At 46.6% G+C, this 14,510-nt stretch carries 12 protein-coding genes; 9 read left to right on the forward strand and 3 right to left on the reverse strand.

The features are described 5' to 3' along the window. The first annotated feature begins 30 nt into the window (after window positions 1-30). The 8 genes from HP398_RS02160 to HP398_RS02195 all read left to right on the forward strand — a co-directional run bounded on the left by HP398_RS02160 (window position 31) and on the right by HP398_RS02195 (window position 9,915). A complete protein-coding gene (locus HP398_RS02160; RefSeq protein ID WP_173621678.1) occupies window positions 31-1,611 on the forward strand; it encodes an ABC transporter substrate-binding protein in 1,581 nt (526 codons plus the stop codon). A 70-nt stretch (window positions 1,612-1,681) separates the two neighbouring features. Then, entirely contained in the window at window positions 1,682-2,617 is a 936-nt protein-coding gene (gene nikB / locus HP398_RS02165; RefSeq protein ID WP_069845208.1) for a nickel ABC transporter permease, read from the forward strand. Continuing rightward, window positions 2,614-3,525 carry an ABC transporter permease gene (locus tag HP398_RS02170; RefSeq protein ID WP_017248277.1) on the forward strand — a complete coding sequence of 304 codons (912 nt, stop codon included), beginning with the start codon at window positions 2,614-2,616 and terminating at the stop codon, window positions 3,523-3,525. Before nikB ends, HP398_RS02170 begins: the two co-directional genes overlap by 4 nt. Window positions 3,526-3,537: 12 nt before the next feature. Continuing rightward, window positions 3,538-6,738: a M14 family metallopeptidase gene (locus HP398_RS02175; protein ID WP_173621679.1), complete on the forward strand. Its 3,201-nt coding sequence runs from the start codon at window positions 3,538-3,540 to the stop codon at window positions 6,736-6,738. Next, window positions 6,710-7,357, forward strand: a complete 648-nt coding sequence (pcp, locus tag HP398_RS02180; protein ID WP_017248279.1) for a pyroglutamyl-peptidase I — start codon at window positions 6,710-6,712, stop codon at window positions 7,355-7,357. Before HP398_RS02175 ends, pcp begins: the two co-directional genes overlap by 29 nt. Window positions 7,358-7,388: 31 nt before the next feature. Beyond that, window positions 7,389-8,138 (forward strand): 5-oxoprolinase subunit PxpB, encoded by a 750-nt coding sequence (pxpB, locus tag HP398_RS02185; RefSeq protein ID WP_173621680.1) that lies wholly within the window; start codon window positions 7,389-7,391, stop codon window positions 8,136-8,138. After that, window positions 8,139-9,146 (forward strand): 5-oxoprolinase subunit C family protein, encoded by a 1,008-nt coding sequence (locus HP398_RS02190; protein WP_173621681.1) that lies wholly within the window; start codon window positions 8,139-8,141, stop codon window positions 9,144-9,146. It abuts the gene before it with no gap. Between the two features lie 4 nt (window positions 9,147-9,150). Next, on the forward strand, window positions 9,151-9,915 hold the full coding sequence (locus tag HP398_RS02195; protein WP_173621682.1) for a LamB/YcsF family protein: 765 nt from the start codon (window positions 9,151-9,153) through the stop codon (window positions 9,913-9,915). A gap of 4 nt (window positions 9,916-9,919) precedes the next feature. Here HP398_RS02195 and HP398_RS02200 read toward each other — a convergent pair whose 3' ends face one another. The 3 genes from HP398_RS02200 to HP398_RS02210 are packed head-to-tail and all read right to left on the reverse strand — an operon-like array spanning window position 9,920 to window position 13,644. Beyond that, a complete protein-coding gene (locus tag HP398_RS02200; RefSeq protein ID WP_173621683.1) occupies window positions 9,920-11,053 on the reverse strand; it encodes a GerAB/ArcD/ProY family transporter in 1,134 nt (377 codons plus the stop codon). Between the two features lie 21 nt (window positions 11,054-11,074). Beyond that, window positions 11,075-12,136: a Ger(x)C family spore germination protein gene (locus HP398_RS02205; RefSeq protein ID WP_254475781.1), complete on the reverse strand. Its 1,062-nt coding sequence runs from the start codon at window positions 12,134-12,136 to the stop codon at window positions 11,075-11,077. 32 nt (window positions 12,137-12,168) lie between these two features. Next, a complete protein-coding gene (locus HP398_RS02210) occupies window positions 12,169-13,644 on the reverse strand; it encodes a spore germination protein (protein WP_017248284.1) in 1,476 nt (491 codons plus the stop codon). A 155-nt stretch (window positions 13,645-13,799) separates the two neighbouring features. Between HP398_RS02210 and cdaS the strand changes: the two genes are divergently transcribed. Continuing rightward, window positions 13,800-14,414, forward strand: coding sequence for a sporulation-specific diadenylate cyclase CdaS (gene cdaS, locus HP398_RS02215; protein ID WP_173621685.1), 615 nt, complete (start codon window positions 13,800-13,802; stop codon window positions 14,412-14,414). Window positions 14,415-14,510: the final 96 nt, after the last annotated feature.

Genomic DNA, 14,510 nt, shown 5'->3' on the forward strand with positions numbered 1-14,510 from the left:
TCCAGAACGAAAAGAAAAGGGGGACTTGTTTTGAAAAAGAAGGTAGGTATCACCGTTTGCTCCGCATTACTCGTGCTAGCTGCTGCTTTGGGCGGATGTTCGAGTAAGCCGGCTGACACTAGCACACAGGCAAATCCGCAACCTAAAACAGAAGCGCAAGCTCCGGCAAAAAATGAACTCACACTTGGTGTGAATGGAGATCCGCACTCTTGGGATCCGATTGATACGTTTTTGCTTGATTGGAGTACTGTAGCAACATCTGTATTTGAAGGCTTAGTCGAGCGTACCACTGACTTGAAAATCCAGCCAGGACTCGCTGAATCGTGGGAGTTCAAGGATGACAAGACACTTCAATTTAAACTTCGTAAAGGAGTTACCTTCCACAACGGCGAGCCATTCAACGCGGAAGCAGTGAAATTTACATTTGATCGCCTGCTTGGTGAAGAAGGGAAAAAAGGACCACAGCAAGCGAACTATGCTTCGATTGACCGTGTAGAAGTGGTAGACGAGTTTACAGTCAACATGATTCTCAAGGAAAAAGATCCTGTACTCATTACAAAGCTGGCAGGTTATGGCGCCGTGATCGTTCCGCCTAAGTATTACAAGGAAAAAGGGGACGAGTACTTTAACACGCATCCAGTAGGTACGGGTCCTTTCAAAATGGATAGCTATGAAAAAGATAGCAAGGTCGTACTGGTGAAAAATGAAACCTATTGGAAGCAAGGTCAACCGAGGCTGGAAAAAGTAACGTTCCGTTTTATTCCAGAAGCGACTACACGTCTCGCTGAAATGCAAACAGGTGCCATCGATATTATGAAAAAAGTCGAGATTAGCCAAACAGAATCCATCAAGGGCATGTCTGATCTTGAACTGATGCAAGTCGGGTCGCCAACTGTTTATTCGATTCGTTTCAATACATCGATGAAGCCAGTCGACAATGTAAAAGTCCGTGAAGCGATTGCTTACGCGATTGATGCAGACTTGATTATCGAAACGCTGCTCGGCGGATATGGTAAGCGCGTCAATTCATTCCAAAGCGATATGTCTTTCGGCTATGATCCTAACCTGCCATTACGCAATTATGATCCAGAAAAAGCAAAACAACTGCTCGCAGAAGCAGGTGTGAAGGAAGGAACTGAGCTTGATCTCTTCCTCCCTGGTACAGATGCTACGTTTAAAGAGGTAGCACAAGCGATCGAAATGCAATTAGGCCAAGTCGGTCTCAAGGTGAAGCTGAATCTGGTGGACAGCTCCACATTTACTTCTGACCTCATTCCGAAGGGAAAAGCAGGACATATGTACCGGAATGGCTGGGGGGGATGGACGCTCGACTTTGATAATACGGCCTATCTGATGTATCACAAAGGCGAGTTCTGGAACCCTGATTTCCATGACGAAAAAGTAGAGGAGCTCTTGAAAGCAGAACGCTCCACGTTTGACCAAGAAAAGCGTCTGGCAGCATTTAAAGAGCTGAATCAACGTCTGTATGAGCTAGTCCCAGATGTACCGCTCTATCAAACGATCAACCTGTGGGCTGCGAACAAACGAGTAAAAGGCTTCCAACCTCCGGCAGATGAACGTATCGATTTGCGCGAAGTATCGGTTGAATAAGGAATGTTTTGAACAGGGGAGTAGAAGATGTCTCTTCTATTCCCTTCACTTTTGATAAAGGAGGAGCGGGATGGCAGCCTTTTTAATTAGACGTCTACTACATAGTGTTTTTGTCGTTCTTGCTATTACTCTTGTCATTTTTGTCCTGGTGCGAATGACTGGTGACCCAGTATCGATCATGTTTCAAGCAGGTGAGCCTACCAAAGAGGCGATTACTGAGCTTAGGAAAAATCTCGGTCTGGACGAGCCCGTTTATGTACAGTTCGGGCTTTATTTAAAAGATATGTTTACCGGTAACTTTGGCACCTCTTTCCGAACGGGTGAGAGCGTAATCGACATGATGAAGGAGAAGATGGGAGCAACTTTGCTGCTTGCCTTCGGGGGAATGTTTGTCGCCCTATTGATTGCGATTCCAGTAGGTATCATTTCCGCTGTTTACAGAGGCAGCGTAGCTGACTTTTTCGGACGCATTTTTTCATTGCTAGGAATCTCTTTTCCTAACTTTTGGTTAGGGATTATGTTAATCATCATATTTGCCGTTAAGTTGGGCTGGTTTCCTGCTTCTGGTTATGAAGGTCTGGAGTATTTGGTTCTGCCTTCCGTTGCACTCGGACTCATCTTGTCAGGAATTTTGGCTCGATTAGTTCGCTCTTCCATGCTGGAGGTAATGAATCAGCAATATATCAATACGGCTCGTTCCAAAGGGATCAAGGAATGGCTTGTAATCATCAAGCATGGCTTACGAAACGCATTAATCCCAACGGTAACCTTTATTGGATTGCAATTTGGAACGTTGTTGGGCGGTACCGTGATTATTGAGCAAGTTTTTTCATGGCCAGGTATCGGGCGTATGCTGATTGATGCGATATCGCAACGTGACTTTCCAGTGATTCAAGGCTCTGTGATTATCTTGTCTTTTTTGATGATCTTCGTGAACCTGTTGGTTGATATCAGTTATGGCTTTATAGATCCACGTATTAGGCAGGAAGGAGGAAAAAGCGAATGACGACAGCGACAGTTACAAACAATCAGACCAATCCACCAATCAAAAAACGTGGAAAATGGAGCAAGATGGGCAGAAGATTCGTTCGAAATCGGTGGGCAATGACGGGGATGTTCTTGCTTATGCTTGCCGTCGTATCCGCACTTTTTGCACCGGTAATAGCGCCGTCTACTCCTGATAAAGCTGATTTGCGTGCACGGTTGGTTGCTCCCTCGTGGATGGACGATACGGGGAAATCCGAGTATTTGCTAGGTACGGATCAGGTAGGGCGTGACTTACTGAGCCGAATCATTTACGGAGCGCGAATATCGTTATTGGTTGGTGTCGTATCCGTACTGATTTCCTTGGTTATCGGGGTGATTCTGGGCCTCATCGCAGGCTTTTACGGGCGCTGGGTAGATGATCTGTTAATGCGCTTGGCAGATGTACAGCTGGCATTCCCTTTCATTTTGTTTGCGATTATCGTCATGACGGTCTTTGGGGCAGGTCTATGGAAGCTCATACTTGTTCTGGGGATCAGTAACTGGGTAGGCTTTGCACGACTGGTTCGAGGACAGGTCATGAGTGTAAAAGAAATGGAATACGTCCAGGCTGCCAAAGCAATTGGGGCTACGAATTTGAGGATCATCAGAAAACATGTCCTGCCAAACGTTTCTTCTTCGATCATCGTATTGGCAACGTTAAATGTAGCCACCAACATTTTGTTGGAAGCATCGTTGACGTTTATTGGATTGGGTGTAGACCCTTCGATTCCTACATGGGGCGGCATGCTGGCAGACGGTCGCAACTATCTGGAGACGGCATGGTGGGTTGCTACTTTCCCTGGCATCGCCATTATGATTACGGTGTTTGGAATTAACCTGCTGGGCGATTGGCTGCGTGATGAGCTAGATCCAAATCTGCGCGTGTAAGGGGGCTAACCTATGAGAGGGCTAGGTGATATTTTTACAACGAAAGGGTTAGTTACGGACCGAAACAATGACGGTGTAGCTGATTCATTGTCTGTTTCCTTCTGTTTTCAAACGGGAATCGTCGTAGAAGGATTCATTGATTTTTGTGCCCGATTAGGCCTTGAAACAAGTGAGCTAGATCTGCCTTCCATTCGTATGGAAGATTCACCGATGGTTGCTAGCAGCACGAAAAGCGGTGAGTGGCTTTGCACAGTATGTATCGAGCCATCCTGCGATGTGGATGATGCGTCATGTACGCTCGATCGAGGGAACGATCGAATTGCTTTCGTTGGTGGAAGCGAGGAGAGTCTTAGTCGATTACTGCGCTGGATGGCGGCATATTGGACAGATGCAGCACCTGCAACAACTTCACTCGGCGACATTGAAAGGATTCGTTGTTCTTTACATGAAGTTCATCTATATGTTTGTGCGGATGCTTCACCTGTTTGTCAGATTGCGATACCCCAGTATGCGCTGATGAGCTCGCATGAGGGAAGTCCTATCGTAGAAAGACCAACTCCACTTGAAAGTCTGGCAGAGCTTTGGACAACGGCAGGGTTCTATCAAGCGGGGCGTACGGATTTAACGAGTCGGACAGATGTATTTTTTACAGGGATCCATACTGCAGAGGCGGTTATGTCTGCCGCCCGCTTTGCAGCTCGGATTGGTCTAGCCTCGACCGGGATACATTTCCCGCTCACAGGAGAAGCAAATCGGATTGCGGAGCTCACTTTTTGCTTACGCATGAATGGTGAAGCACCTCTAGCAAGTGGAGTGGTTGAAGTAATCCCAGACCCTAGAGAAAAGACAACAAGAGTCATTCAGCTTTCAGGGGGAGGACAAGCGATTGTTGCGGCGCTTGATTATTTAGGGACTGCTACTTCGCACCGACTCGGGGGGACTTTTGGTGCATGGGAAGAATCAGACGAGCCAAAAGAGAAGGATTTCCCCCTATTTATAGAGAAAACATGGAAAGACCAGGGCGAACGAAATGAGATAGAACAGTTGTTTCATGAGCAGTTGATCGCGATTGCTAGTCGAATGGAGACGGACGGGTGCTTATCTTCTCCGCTGGCGGTCACGGCGTTTTTATCAGAACCAAAAGAGATTCGACGTGCGTTGGAGCGATGCTGGAAGAGCGCAATCACGGAGCTGCTTCCAGATAACGATAGTACGGTACAGATTCACTCTGCTTTTAAACCAGGCTTGTGCTGGATAAAAGAAACGATTTTGCCGTCCCTTGTACGTACAGGGGAACGAGTAGAACGAATTTTGATCTCTTTCCAACGAGAGGAAAGAGAAGGTGGGATGGAGCTTTCTCATCGATGGCTTCAAGAATTATACCCGGTTGATCAGTTGTTGGAAAAAGAATTGGGCTTGTCCTTGTCGCAAGTATCAATCGTGATGGATGAGAACCTACCGACTACATACCAAGTCGAAGTATGGGGAGTCGGGCTGGAGCACTTAGGTACATGGAATTTGGATGTACCTGTATCCACTGTGCCGTATGCCGACGAGCAAAGTCGAGCTTATCCAACTACGTCAGGACTCTTCTTTTCCCATGGAACAACTAAAGAACAATTCTTGATTCCTACGGATCGAGAGAGGTTTTGGCAATTCTATACGCAGCAATTTTTACCTGAGTTGACGGAAGAATTGTTATGTAAACAAATTGAACCGTATCAAGGAAACACTCCGCTCTTTCATTCGATAGAGGTAACCGTCACTATGAGTGAACAGGAAGAACGGCTAGACATAGACGAAGAAACCATATCGTCGTTAGAAGCGTTGCATGAAGATATTTATTTTTATACGCTGGACTACTATGCGTATTTGGGTGAAAGAAAAACGGGAGTGGCGTGGAATTCTCCTGGGGCGGTGCGACCATTTGTAAAGGTCAAACCAGCAAGCTCTCCAGTGGCAACCATTCGCGTAAAAGAATATATAGAAGAACAAGCTTTCTCTATCAAAACAACTCATTTATACTTCGAGGCAGAGCAATCTGCTCCTGTAAAAGCACGCATCCTGAGAACGTACGAAAAGAGTACCAGCATCGAAGAACGGAAGCTTCCTTATCTACACCGAAACCATTATCCAGATATGGGCGAATGGGCAGAGCTGGCTACACATCCGTCTGTACATATATGGGAAGTAGAGAAATCGTTTGAAGGACGGCCGATTTATGCAGTGGAGGTAACAGCACCCCAGATTTCCAAATACGTATCAACTCACAAGCTCTCTCTGTATAAACCAACCATTTTGCTCGAAACCGGACATCATCCAAACGAGGTTTCCAGTATGCCTGCTGCACGTGAGCTGGTGGAAGAGCTCATAACCAAAAAAATGGATTGGCTTACTCGTTTCAATCTGGTCGTGATTCCATTTGCCAATCCGGATGGGGTCGCACTTCATCAAGAGCTCGTCAAAGATAATCCATTTTGGAAGCATCATGCTGCCCGTTATAATTCCGTTGGATTAGAATACACCAATCACCGTTTTCAGCCGAGCGTTTTTGGCGAATCGCGGGTAGTTCCCCAACTGTTTTATCGCTGGTTGCCGGATGTGATCATCGATGATCACGGAATCCCTTCGCATGAATGGACACAACCATTCGCAGGGTACAATAGCCCACCGAGATTCCCTGTATCTTATTGGATGCCGATCTCACTCTTTTACGGGATTGGCCGCGAGATGGAGCGATCTGACTATCCTTATCATGCTGTCGCTCTTGATACGATTCAAAAGGCAGCCGAGGAAGGGCTGAGACATCATCCGCGTCTGTGGAACAAAAATAAACGGTTTATCGAGCGCTACATTCGGTATGGACATAACTGGGAGCCCGCCATTTTCCCATTGCCTACTGATCAAGATTTCTTGTTTTATCGGTGGCCTACAAAGCCGAACAGAACCTCTCCTTCCTTACTCTCTCGTTTTCCTGAATGGGTGACGCTTGATTTAATAACGGAAGCGGCTGATGAGACGGTTGCGGGAGGAGCATTGCGAGATTGCATAGAAACACATAAGATTTTCAATCGTGCTGTCATGGAGTGTGTGGCATCCAGCCCACGGCGTGTTTCGCGACAGTATGGACAAGACCATATTCGACTCTCACGAATGAGACCTATGCGGATCGGAGGAAACAATCATGAAGACCATTTTAGTAACAGGGTTTGATCCTTTTGGTGGAGAAACGGTTAACCCTGCTTGGGAATCGGTAAAAGAGCTGGGAAAAATCGAGTCTGATTTGTATAAAGTAGAGCTGCGCCAAATTCCTACGGTTTTTGAAAAATCTATCGAACATCTGTACGCAGCGATAGAAGAAACGAATCCGGACATCGTATTATGTATCGGTCAAGCAGGTGGACGAGGAGATATTGCCGTTGAGCGTGTAGCAATTAACGTCAATGATGCTCGAATCCCGGATAATGAAGGAAATCAGCCGATTGATACACCGATCAGGGAAAACGGTCCTACTGGCTACTGGTCTACATTGCCAATCAAAGCGATTGTACATGAGTTAAAACAACAAGGAATTCCGACTTCCATATCGCAGACGGCGGGTACATATGTATGCAACCATCTTTTTTATGGATTGATGCATTACCTTGCTGAGAAAAAAGCTTCCGTACGCGGAGGGTTCATCCATATCCCTTATTTGCCTGAACAAGCAGCAAGGCAAGCAGGGCAGCCAAGCATGGCGTTAGAAACAATTGTAAAAGGCTTGCGATTGGCAATCGAGACGACCCTATCTAATGAGCGGGATATTGTCATGGAAGGCGGACAAATTAGCTGAGCAGGAGGAGAAACCCTCCTCCCTTCCATTCATGTGGCAGTACCGATATTCGAAAATGGAGGGAAAAACGTTGCCTAGATATGAATTCTCTCCTCTTGGGGACTCGGGTGTCATGGTCAAACTAGGAGAGGTTATCGATCAACAGACCCATGAGAAGGTCATCCTATTCTCTGAATACCTACAGGAGCATCCTTTCCCCGGGATGATCGAATCTGTACCTGGCTTTACGACTGTTACCGTCTATTACGATCCGATTACTCTTTTCGATCCACTTGATGATATTTTGCCATACGATCGTGCCGTTGCTATTCTTGAGCAAATGTCGCAGCAAATCTCCAACACTCACTCTACAGAGTACAGACTGGTAGAAATCCCGGTTTGTTATGGAGGGAGCTTTGGTCCAGATCTGGAGGTAGTCGCCAAACAAAATGGTCTTAGTGTAGAGGAAGTAATTTCGATCCATTCGGCAACAGAATATCTGGTGTACATGATCGGATTTGCTCCCGGCTTTCCGTATCTCGGTGGAATGGATGAGCGACTGGCCACGCCGCGACGTTCCTCGCCACGACTATCTATTCCAATGGGTAGTGTAGGGATCGGAGGATTGCAAACAGGTATTTATTCGATAGAGAGTCCAGGTGGGTGGCAAATTATCGGAAGAACACCACTGAGATTATTTCAGGCAGGTGAAAGTTCTCCAAGTCTCTTGTGCGCTGGTGATAAAGTTCGCTTTCGTCCTATCTCCGAGCGGGAATACGATAACGGGGAGAAGGTGTACTAAGTGAGTATAGAGGTGATTACGCCAGGACTTTGCACGACCGTTCAAGATACAGGTAGATTTGGCTTTCAGCAGGTTGGGGTCAGCGTCAGTGGGGCGATGGACGAGCAAGCTGTACAGATGGCGAACATGTTAGTTGGCAATCAACAAACGGATGCTGTTCTGGAGCTGACGATGAGAGGTCCAAGCTTATTGTTTCATAAGGACATGTTAATCGCCATTTGTGGTGGTGACTTCAAAGTCACGATCAATGATAGAGCCGTCTTGCCCAATCGAGCAGTCTGGATCAGGAGTGGAAGCATCTTGAAGTTTGGCCTGGCCAAGGAAGGCTGTCGCGCCTATCTCGCAGTCGCAGGTGGATGGGATGTGCCACTTGTGATGGGTAGCCGTAGTACGAATCTCCGTGGAAGCTTCGGAGGCTTTGCGGGTAGAATGCTTGCGGCAGGAGATAAGCTAGTTCAAAGCTCTCCAGGTTCATTCAGCCAATTTCTCGCTAACCAATTGGAAAAAAAGGCAGGAGCAGCTCCCTTCTACCAAGCGAATTGGTTTATTCCTTCTAGTACGCTTGTAAAAAATGGAGAAGCGGTTGTACGGGTGATACAAGGCGAGCAATTCGCAGATTTTTCGGAAGAGAGCCGTCAAAGCTTTTTCGAACAAACCTTTCAAGTGTCTACTCAATCAGACAGGATGGGGTATCGTTTAACAGGACCGGCGCTCGAACTTACGCAATCGATGGAACTGATCTCGGCTGCGGTCACCGTTGGAACGATACAGGTTCCGCCAAACGGTCAACCTATTATCTTGATGGCAGACAGACAAACCATTGGCGGTTATCCGAAGATAGGCTATGTGCCAACGATAGATTTGCCGATCGTCGCCCAGTTGCGGCCAGGCGAAAAGATTCACTTTCAAGAGATTTCTCTGCGTGATGCTCAAAAGGCGCTTATCGAGAGGGATTCATTGATGAAGGCGATCAAGCTTGGTATAGAAGTAACCGTGGGATGGAGGTAAAAAGATGAAAACAGCAGATCTAAACTGTGATATGGGAGAGAGCTTTGGCGCCTATCAGTTGGGCAACGATCAAGAGATTTTGCCCTATATCACCTCGGCAAATGTGGCTTGTGGTTTCCATGCTGGAGACCCAGGGACAATGAGAAAAACGGTGCAAATGGCTTTGGAGGCTGGTGTGGCAATCGGTGCCCATCCCGGATTCGCTGATCTGGTCGGCTTCGGTCGCCGTAACATGGAGATTTCCCCTGATGAGGCGTACGAGCTAGTCCTCTACCAAATCGGCGCCCTGCAAGCGTTTGTGCGGGCAGAAGGGGGCGTCATGCATCATGTGAAGCCACACGGGGCCTTATACAATATGGCAGCCACAAGACCCGCTTTGGCTGAGTCTATCGCGTTGGCCATCTACAAAGTAAATCCGGAACTGGTGTTGTATGGCTTGGCGGGAAGCGAGTTGACGCGTGCAGGGGAAAAAATCGGTCTTGCTACGGCGCATGAAGTGTTTGCAGACCGCACGTATCAGCAGGATGGCACGCTGACACCGCGTAGTCAGCCGAATGCGATGATTACAGACCAACAGCAATCCCTCCAGCAAGTCATACGTATGGTAAGCAAGGGACTCGTCCTGACCCAACAAGGCGTGGATATCCCGATTCAGGCCGATACGATTTGTATTCATGGCGACGGTGCCCATGCGTTGGAATTCGCACAAAGCATCCGAGAAGCTTTGGTAGGAGCTGGCATGACAATCGCAGCACGATTTGCTCGATAGACATCTATCGGGCTTTTTCTGTTTCCGCTCCGGGAGTCTGGTATCCTGCGGTACTTCGCTTTTTCCCCCAGAGGAGGAAGAGCAAGAACAACAGCGGGATATAGCCATAAATGAAAACGATGCTCACTTTCCCATAAAAATCGAGTGCCATGAGCAAAGGAGTCGTACCTTCGAGCAGAAAGGAACCCATTGCCAGAGACGCTAGGAGAAGCAGAAGGGCGCGGATTTGACTGATGCCAAATATTTGTTTCAGTCCGCGGGTAACCCCCCATAGATTAAGACAGATGTTTGGCAAAATCACGAAGAGCCAAAGAGATATCACAATGAACTCCAATCGCTGCAAAATCGGAATTTCGACGATTTTGAGCATGGTCAAGGTCGGCCAAATAATTTTATCTAGTTCACCTTGGCTAAACATGAGGAATGTTACGAGAGCGACTGCTACATACAAGAGCGTGCTGAAAAGGACGCCAGCGTGGGCCCATTTTTGCGAGTGAGCTGCTCGTTTGATAAATGGGTAGTAAAAGAGCAGTAATTCAAAGCCCATATAATTGATAACAGCGTCTTTGGCAGACGCGAATAAGGAGGGGAGGTTATGCGAAAACATCGGGAACAAATTATTCGGATGAGCGTACTCGAAAGGGAATAGAAACAAAGGAAGCATCAAAATCGCCGGAATCACCACACCGAAAAAGCAGACGCCCGTAACCGTACGAAAACCACCAGCGACAATGTACAAAATGAGGAGCAAGATAATCAGCGTCGTACTCCACGTATGCATAAGCGGGAAAATAAACTGCTTCACAATACTGACGTAAGAACGCAAGATGAGAAAAGCAGCCATCCAGATGTAGATCAATACGACAAAGCTCATCAACTTGCCTAGCCATTTTCCAAAGCAGAACTCGTGAAGGGAGAACAGATCTTGGCTGCCCGCATTCAACATGGAATAGAGCATCCAAATAATAAGATGGATGCTTGCCCCAGCAAGTAGTTGGGAGATCCAGGCATCGTATCCGGCATGGGCTACGATTGTCCGTTGAAACCCTAGTATCCCGACCCCCACGATATTGGCATGCACAAGAAAGAATACAAAAAAAGGTGAAACCATAGCGCTTTCCCGAATGGAAGTACTCACCTGATCCCTCCTGATTATTCATTACTCACCCGTTTGCTCCAGCTTGATCGAGGCCGTCACTGCGATTTTTATCTGAGGATAAATCTTTTTGAAGTGAGGGTAGTTCCATGACGTGCTTCGACTGCGAACCAAATCACCAAATCCGACCGGATCAACTTCAAGCTTCTGTAAATGCTTCACAAAGCTCGTCGCCTCCTTTTGCAGGTACGAGGAAAGTTCTTTTTCCGTTTGTTGTAGGACTTGTGGATTGGATAATTGCAGCCACTTCGAATAATCTCTGATTTGCCCATTTACCGTGAGCTTTACCATGATGCTGGGAACAGGCTCTGCGGTATTGACATCGAATGCGGCATGGGAATGAAGATTTTTCAACAGTCCGGATTCTTTTCGATTGTTTATCGTCACTTCAAATGGAATTTGACCACTCTTGGCTTTTTCCACCATGATTTTTAGCAAAAAGCTTTCTTTCGAATTGATGCGATGCACGAATTTGTCATCTCGAAAAAGCGCGAGACCATCGAGCTTCACTCTGTCATTATGTATCACGAAATAAGGAAGGTAAGGATCGCGACCCTCGCCATACAAATTAAACAAGAAAATATGCAGGTTGGTCTTGGGCACGTTCAACGTTTTGATATTTTGAGCGACGCTATCGGAGATGAAGAAGGGAATTTGCATATGACGGATGCCCTTCAAAATCGTCAATGCCTTTGGTTCCGCCACAGCGAGTTGAAGGCGAAAACCGATAGAGGGATCGCGGCAAAGCGTATGCACCAGGGATTCCATTCCGTTTTCAGCATATTTCCTCCCGACAATGACGGAGCGCAACTGCCCAAGCTCCACTTGTGAAGGGGTGATGGCGTTAAAATCAGGGAGGATCGTATATAAATTCGTACTTTTTGTTTCCAACAGTTCTATCGACGTCTTTTCCTTTCCGTACACGTGGGTGATAGCCGCGCCTTTCATCTTTTGATCTTCGATATCGAGCCCCAGTGAATGAATCAGCTGTACTTCGCTGACGATCCGAGTCGAAGAGCAGCCAGCCATGATCCATATAAATAACACCAGTATCCATTTCCTCATTGCAACCATGGTTTCCTCGATGGCTCCTTCTTCTATTCATCAATGTCTCTTTTCTGAGTGGCCTTGTCAGGATCGTATCTCCATTGCGAGATGACGCGCATAACAGCAGATCTTCTGGCCGTTCTGCTGTAGGAAGAGCGAATGAAGCTGTCCGCGAAGCTGCGTCTGCGAAAAGGGTAAAGCGGAGCCAGGTAAGGTGTTCCTAACGATTTAAGCTGAAGAAGATGAGTCAGCATGAACATGAGACCGATGGCAATCCCAAGCCCGCCCCATATTCCAGATAAAATAATGAGCGGGAAGCGCAGAAATCGAATCGTATTTGACATTTTGTAAATGGGGGTAGTGAAAGAGGCAAGCGCAGACAGAGCAACGATGATCAGCAATATATTACTGGTCAAGGCAGCTTCTACAGATGCTTGACCAATGACGATTCCACCTACGATTCCAAGAGTCTGTCCGACCTTTGTCGGGAGCCGGGCACCTGCTTCTCGCAAGAACTCGATCGTCAGCTCCAAGAAAAGCACCTCTAAAACAGGGGGAAACGGGACGTATTTCCTCGATAAAATAATCGGAGCCAGCATGTCTTGTGGAATCATTTCCAAATGGAAAGTGAGAACCGCCGTATAGGCAGGTGTCATCAAAATAGAAAAAAGCACACCAAAAATGCGAATCAACCGAAACAAGGACGATAAGATCCACGGTAAATAATAATCCTCAGGAGAAATGAAGAAATCAAAGATAGTGGTTGGACCGGTAATGACATACGGAGATGCATCAGAAATAATCACGATTTGCCCGAGAGTTAAGGCATAGATGACCCGGTCAATCCTTTCTGTAGACAGAAATAATGGGAAAGGCGTATTCGAATTGTCACTCATGATTTGATCGAGCTGTGATGAATCAAAAATAATATCGAAGTCGATCGTCTGTAGTCTTTGCTCGACGGTTTCAATGTGCTGAGGATTCGTAATACCAGACAAGTAGACAACGGCTATGCGCGTATGAGAGAGCGTACCTAAGGTTAACTCTCGAATGATTAATTTGGGTGTGCTGATTTGTTGACGGATGAGATGCAGGTTGATATCGATGTTTTCAACAAAGCCTACCTTTGGTCCAACGACACTAAACTCGTTTTCCGTGTCATTGTCCGTTCGCAGTCCTTCAGTCGGATTGGATAGATTGATGAGGGCGAAGAACTGTAGATTGTCTTTCGATTGGATGGCAGCATAGCCTGTCATGATTTTGGAGACGACTGTCTGTATGTCGTCCGTATAAATAATTGCCTCCACATGGATAAAGCAGGAAAAGTGGCGCAGGTCCGTGATCGATTCATTTGCATCCATACGCTCTTGAAGGGGGCGCAAGAGATTTTTTTGCAGCAGCTCTGTTTTTATTAAGGTTTGATAGTACGAAATAACAAAAGGACTTTCCTCGTTCAGCAGGGGGTAATGCTTAAAATCATTCGACTCTTGTGCGATGGAAAGAAACTCATTCCATTTCGTGATCATGTCGGTTTCGCTCCATAAGCTGTTCATCATTTGAGTTTTACTATGTCCGGTTTGTAGTGGAATTATCATCTAGAAAATAGAATGATTTCCTATAGGGAAGGGAACAATCAAACAAAGAACGAGGCGTGAAGAGAAATGGAAATTGAGGGGTTCATATGTTGGAAGTTAACTGTGATACATCATCGCTAAAGGCTGAATTGCTACAAGAGCTGAGGGGAATATCCGTTACGTTAGATGAGAGCATACATGCGTTAAAAAATGAAAACGAATGTGTGCTCGGGACGTTTGATCAAATACGCACCAAGTTTAGTCGACTTGAAACCGTAGCAGCCTCGTTTTATTTGCAATGCTATCTCTCTCCCTATACGGAAAAATACCTGGATCTGTCCATGGCTGTGCAGCACTTGTCCAAAAGGCGTCAAGGAGCATTGATCGTCGTTGAGCGCGAGGACCCACTTGATTTACTGCTGCAAGCTGGCATACCGATCGGAGCAACGATGAGCCATTCCTTGCTGGAGTCGATCTTTTATCCTGGCAGCCCTTTGCATGATGGGGCCGTTCTGATTCGGGAAAATCAGATCATTTCCGCGGCCAATGTACTGCCATTATCACAAGTTGTCGTAGGGGAAAAAAAGTTGGGAACCAGACATCGTGCTGCTTTAGGGTTGAGTGAAAAAAGCGATTCACTGATCGTTGTTGTTTCCGAGGAAACGGGTAAAGCGTCCTTTGCCATGCAGGGACACTTGTATCCGATTATTTCTCCTTCATGAAAGCGCTCCGAAAAAAGCTGTTGTATCCGAGAAAAGAACGAGGCTGGATTTGTCATGGTGATGATCAAATCCAGCCTCTCGCTATGTCATTCTCAG

Origin of the sequence: Brevibacillus sp. HB1.4B (assembly GCF_013284285.1) — a bacterium.
Lineage (GTDB): Bacteria > Bacillota > Bacilli > Brevibacillales > Brevibacillaceae > Brevibacillus > Brevibacillus porteri.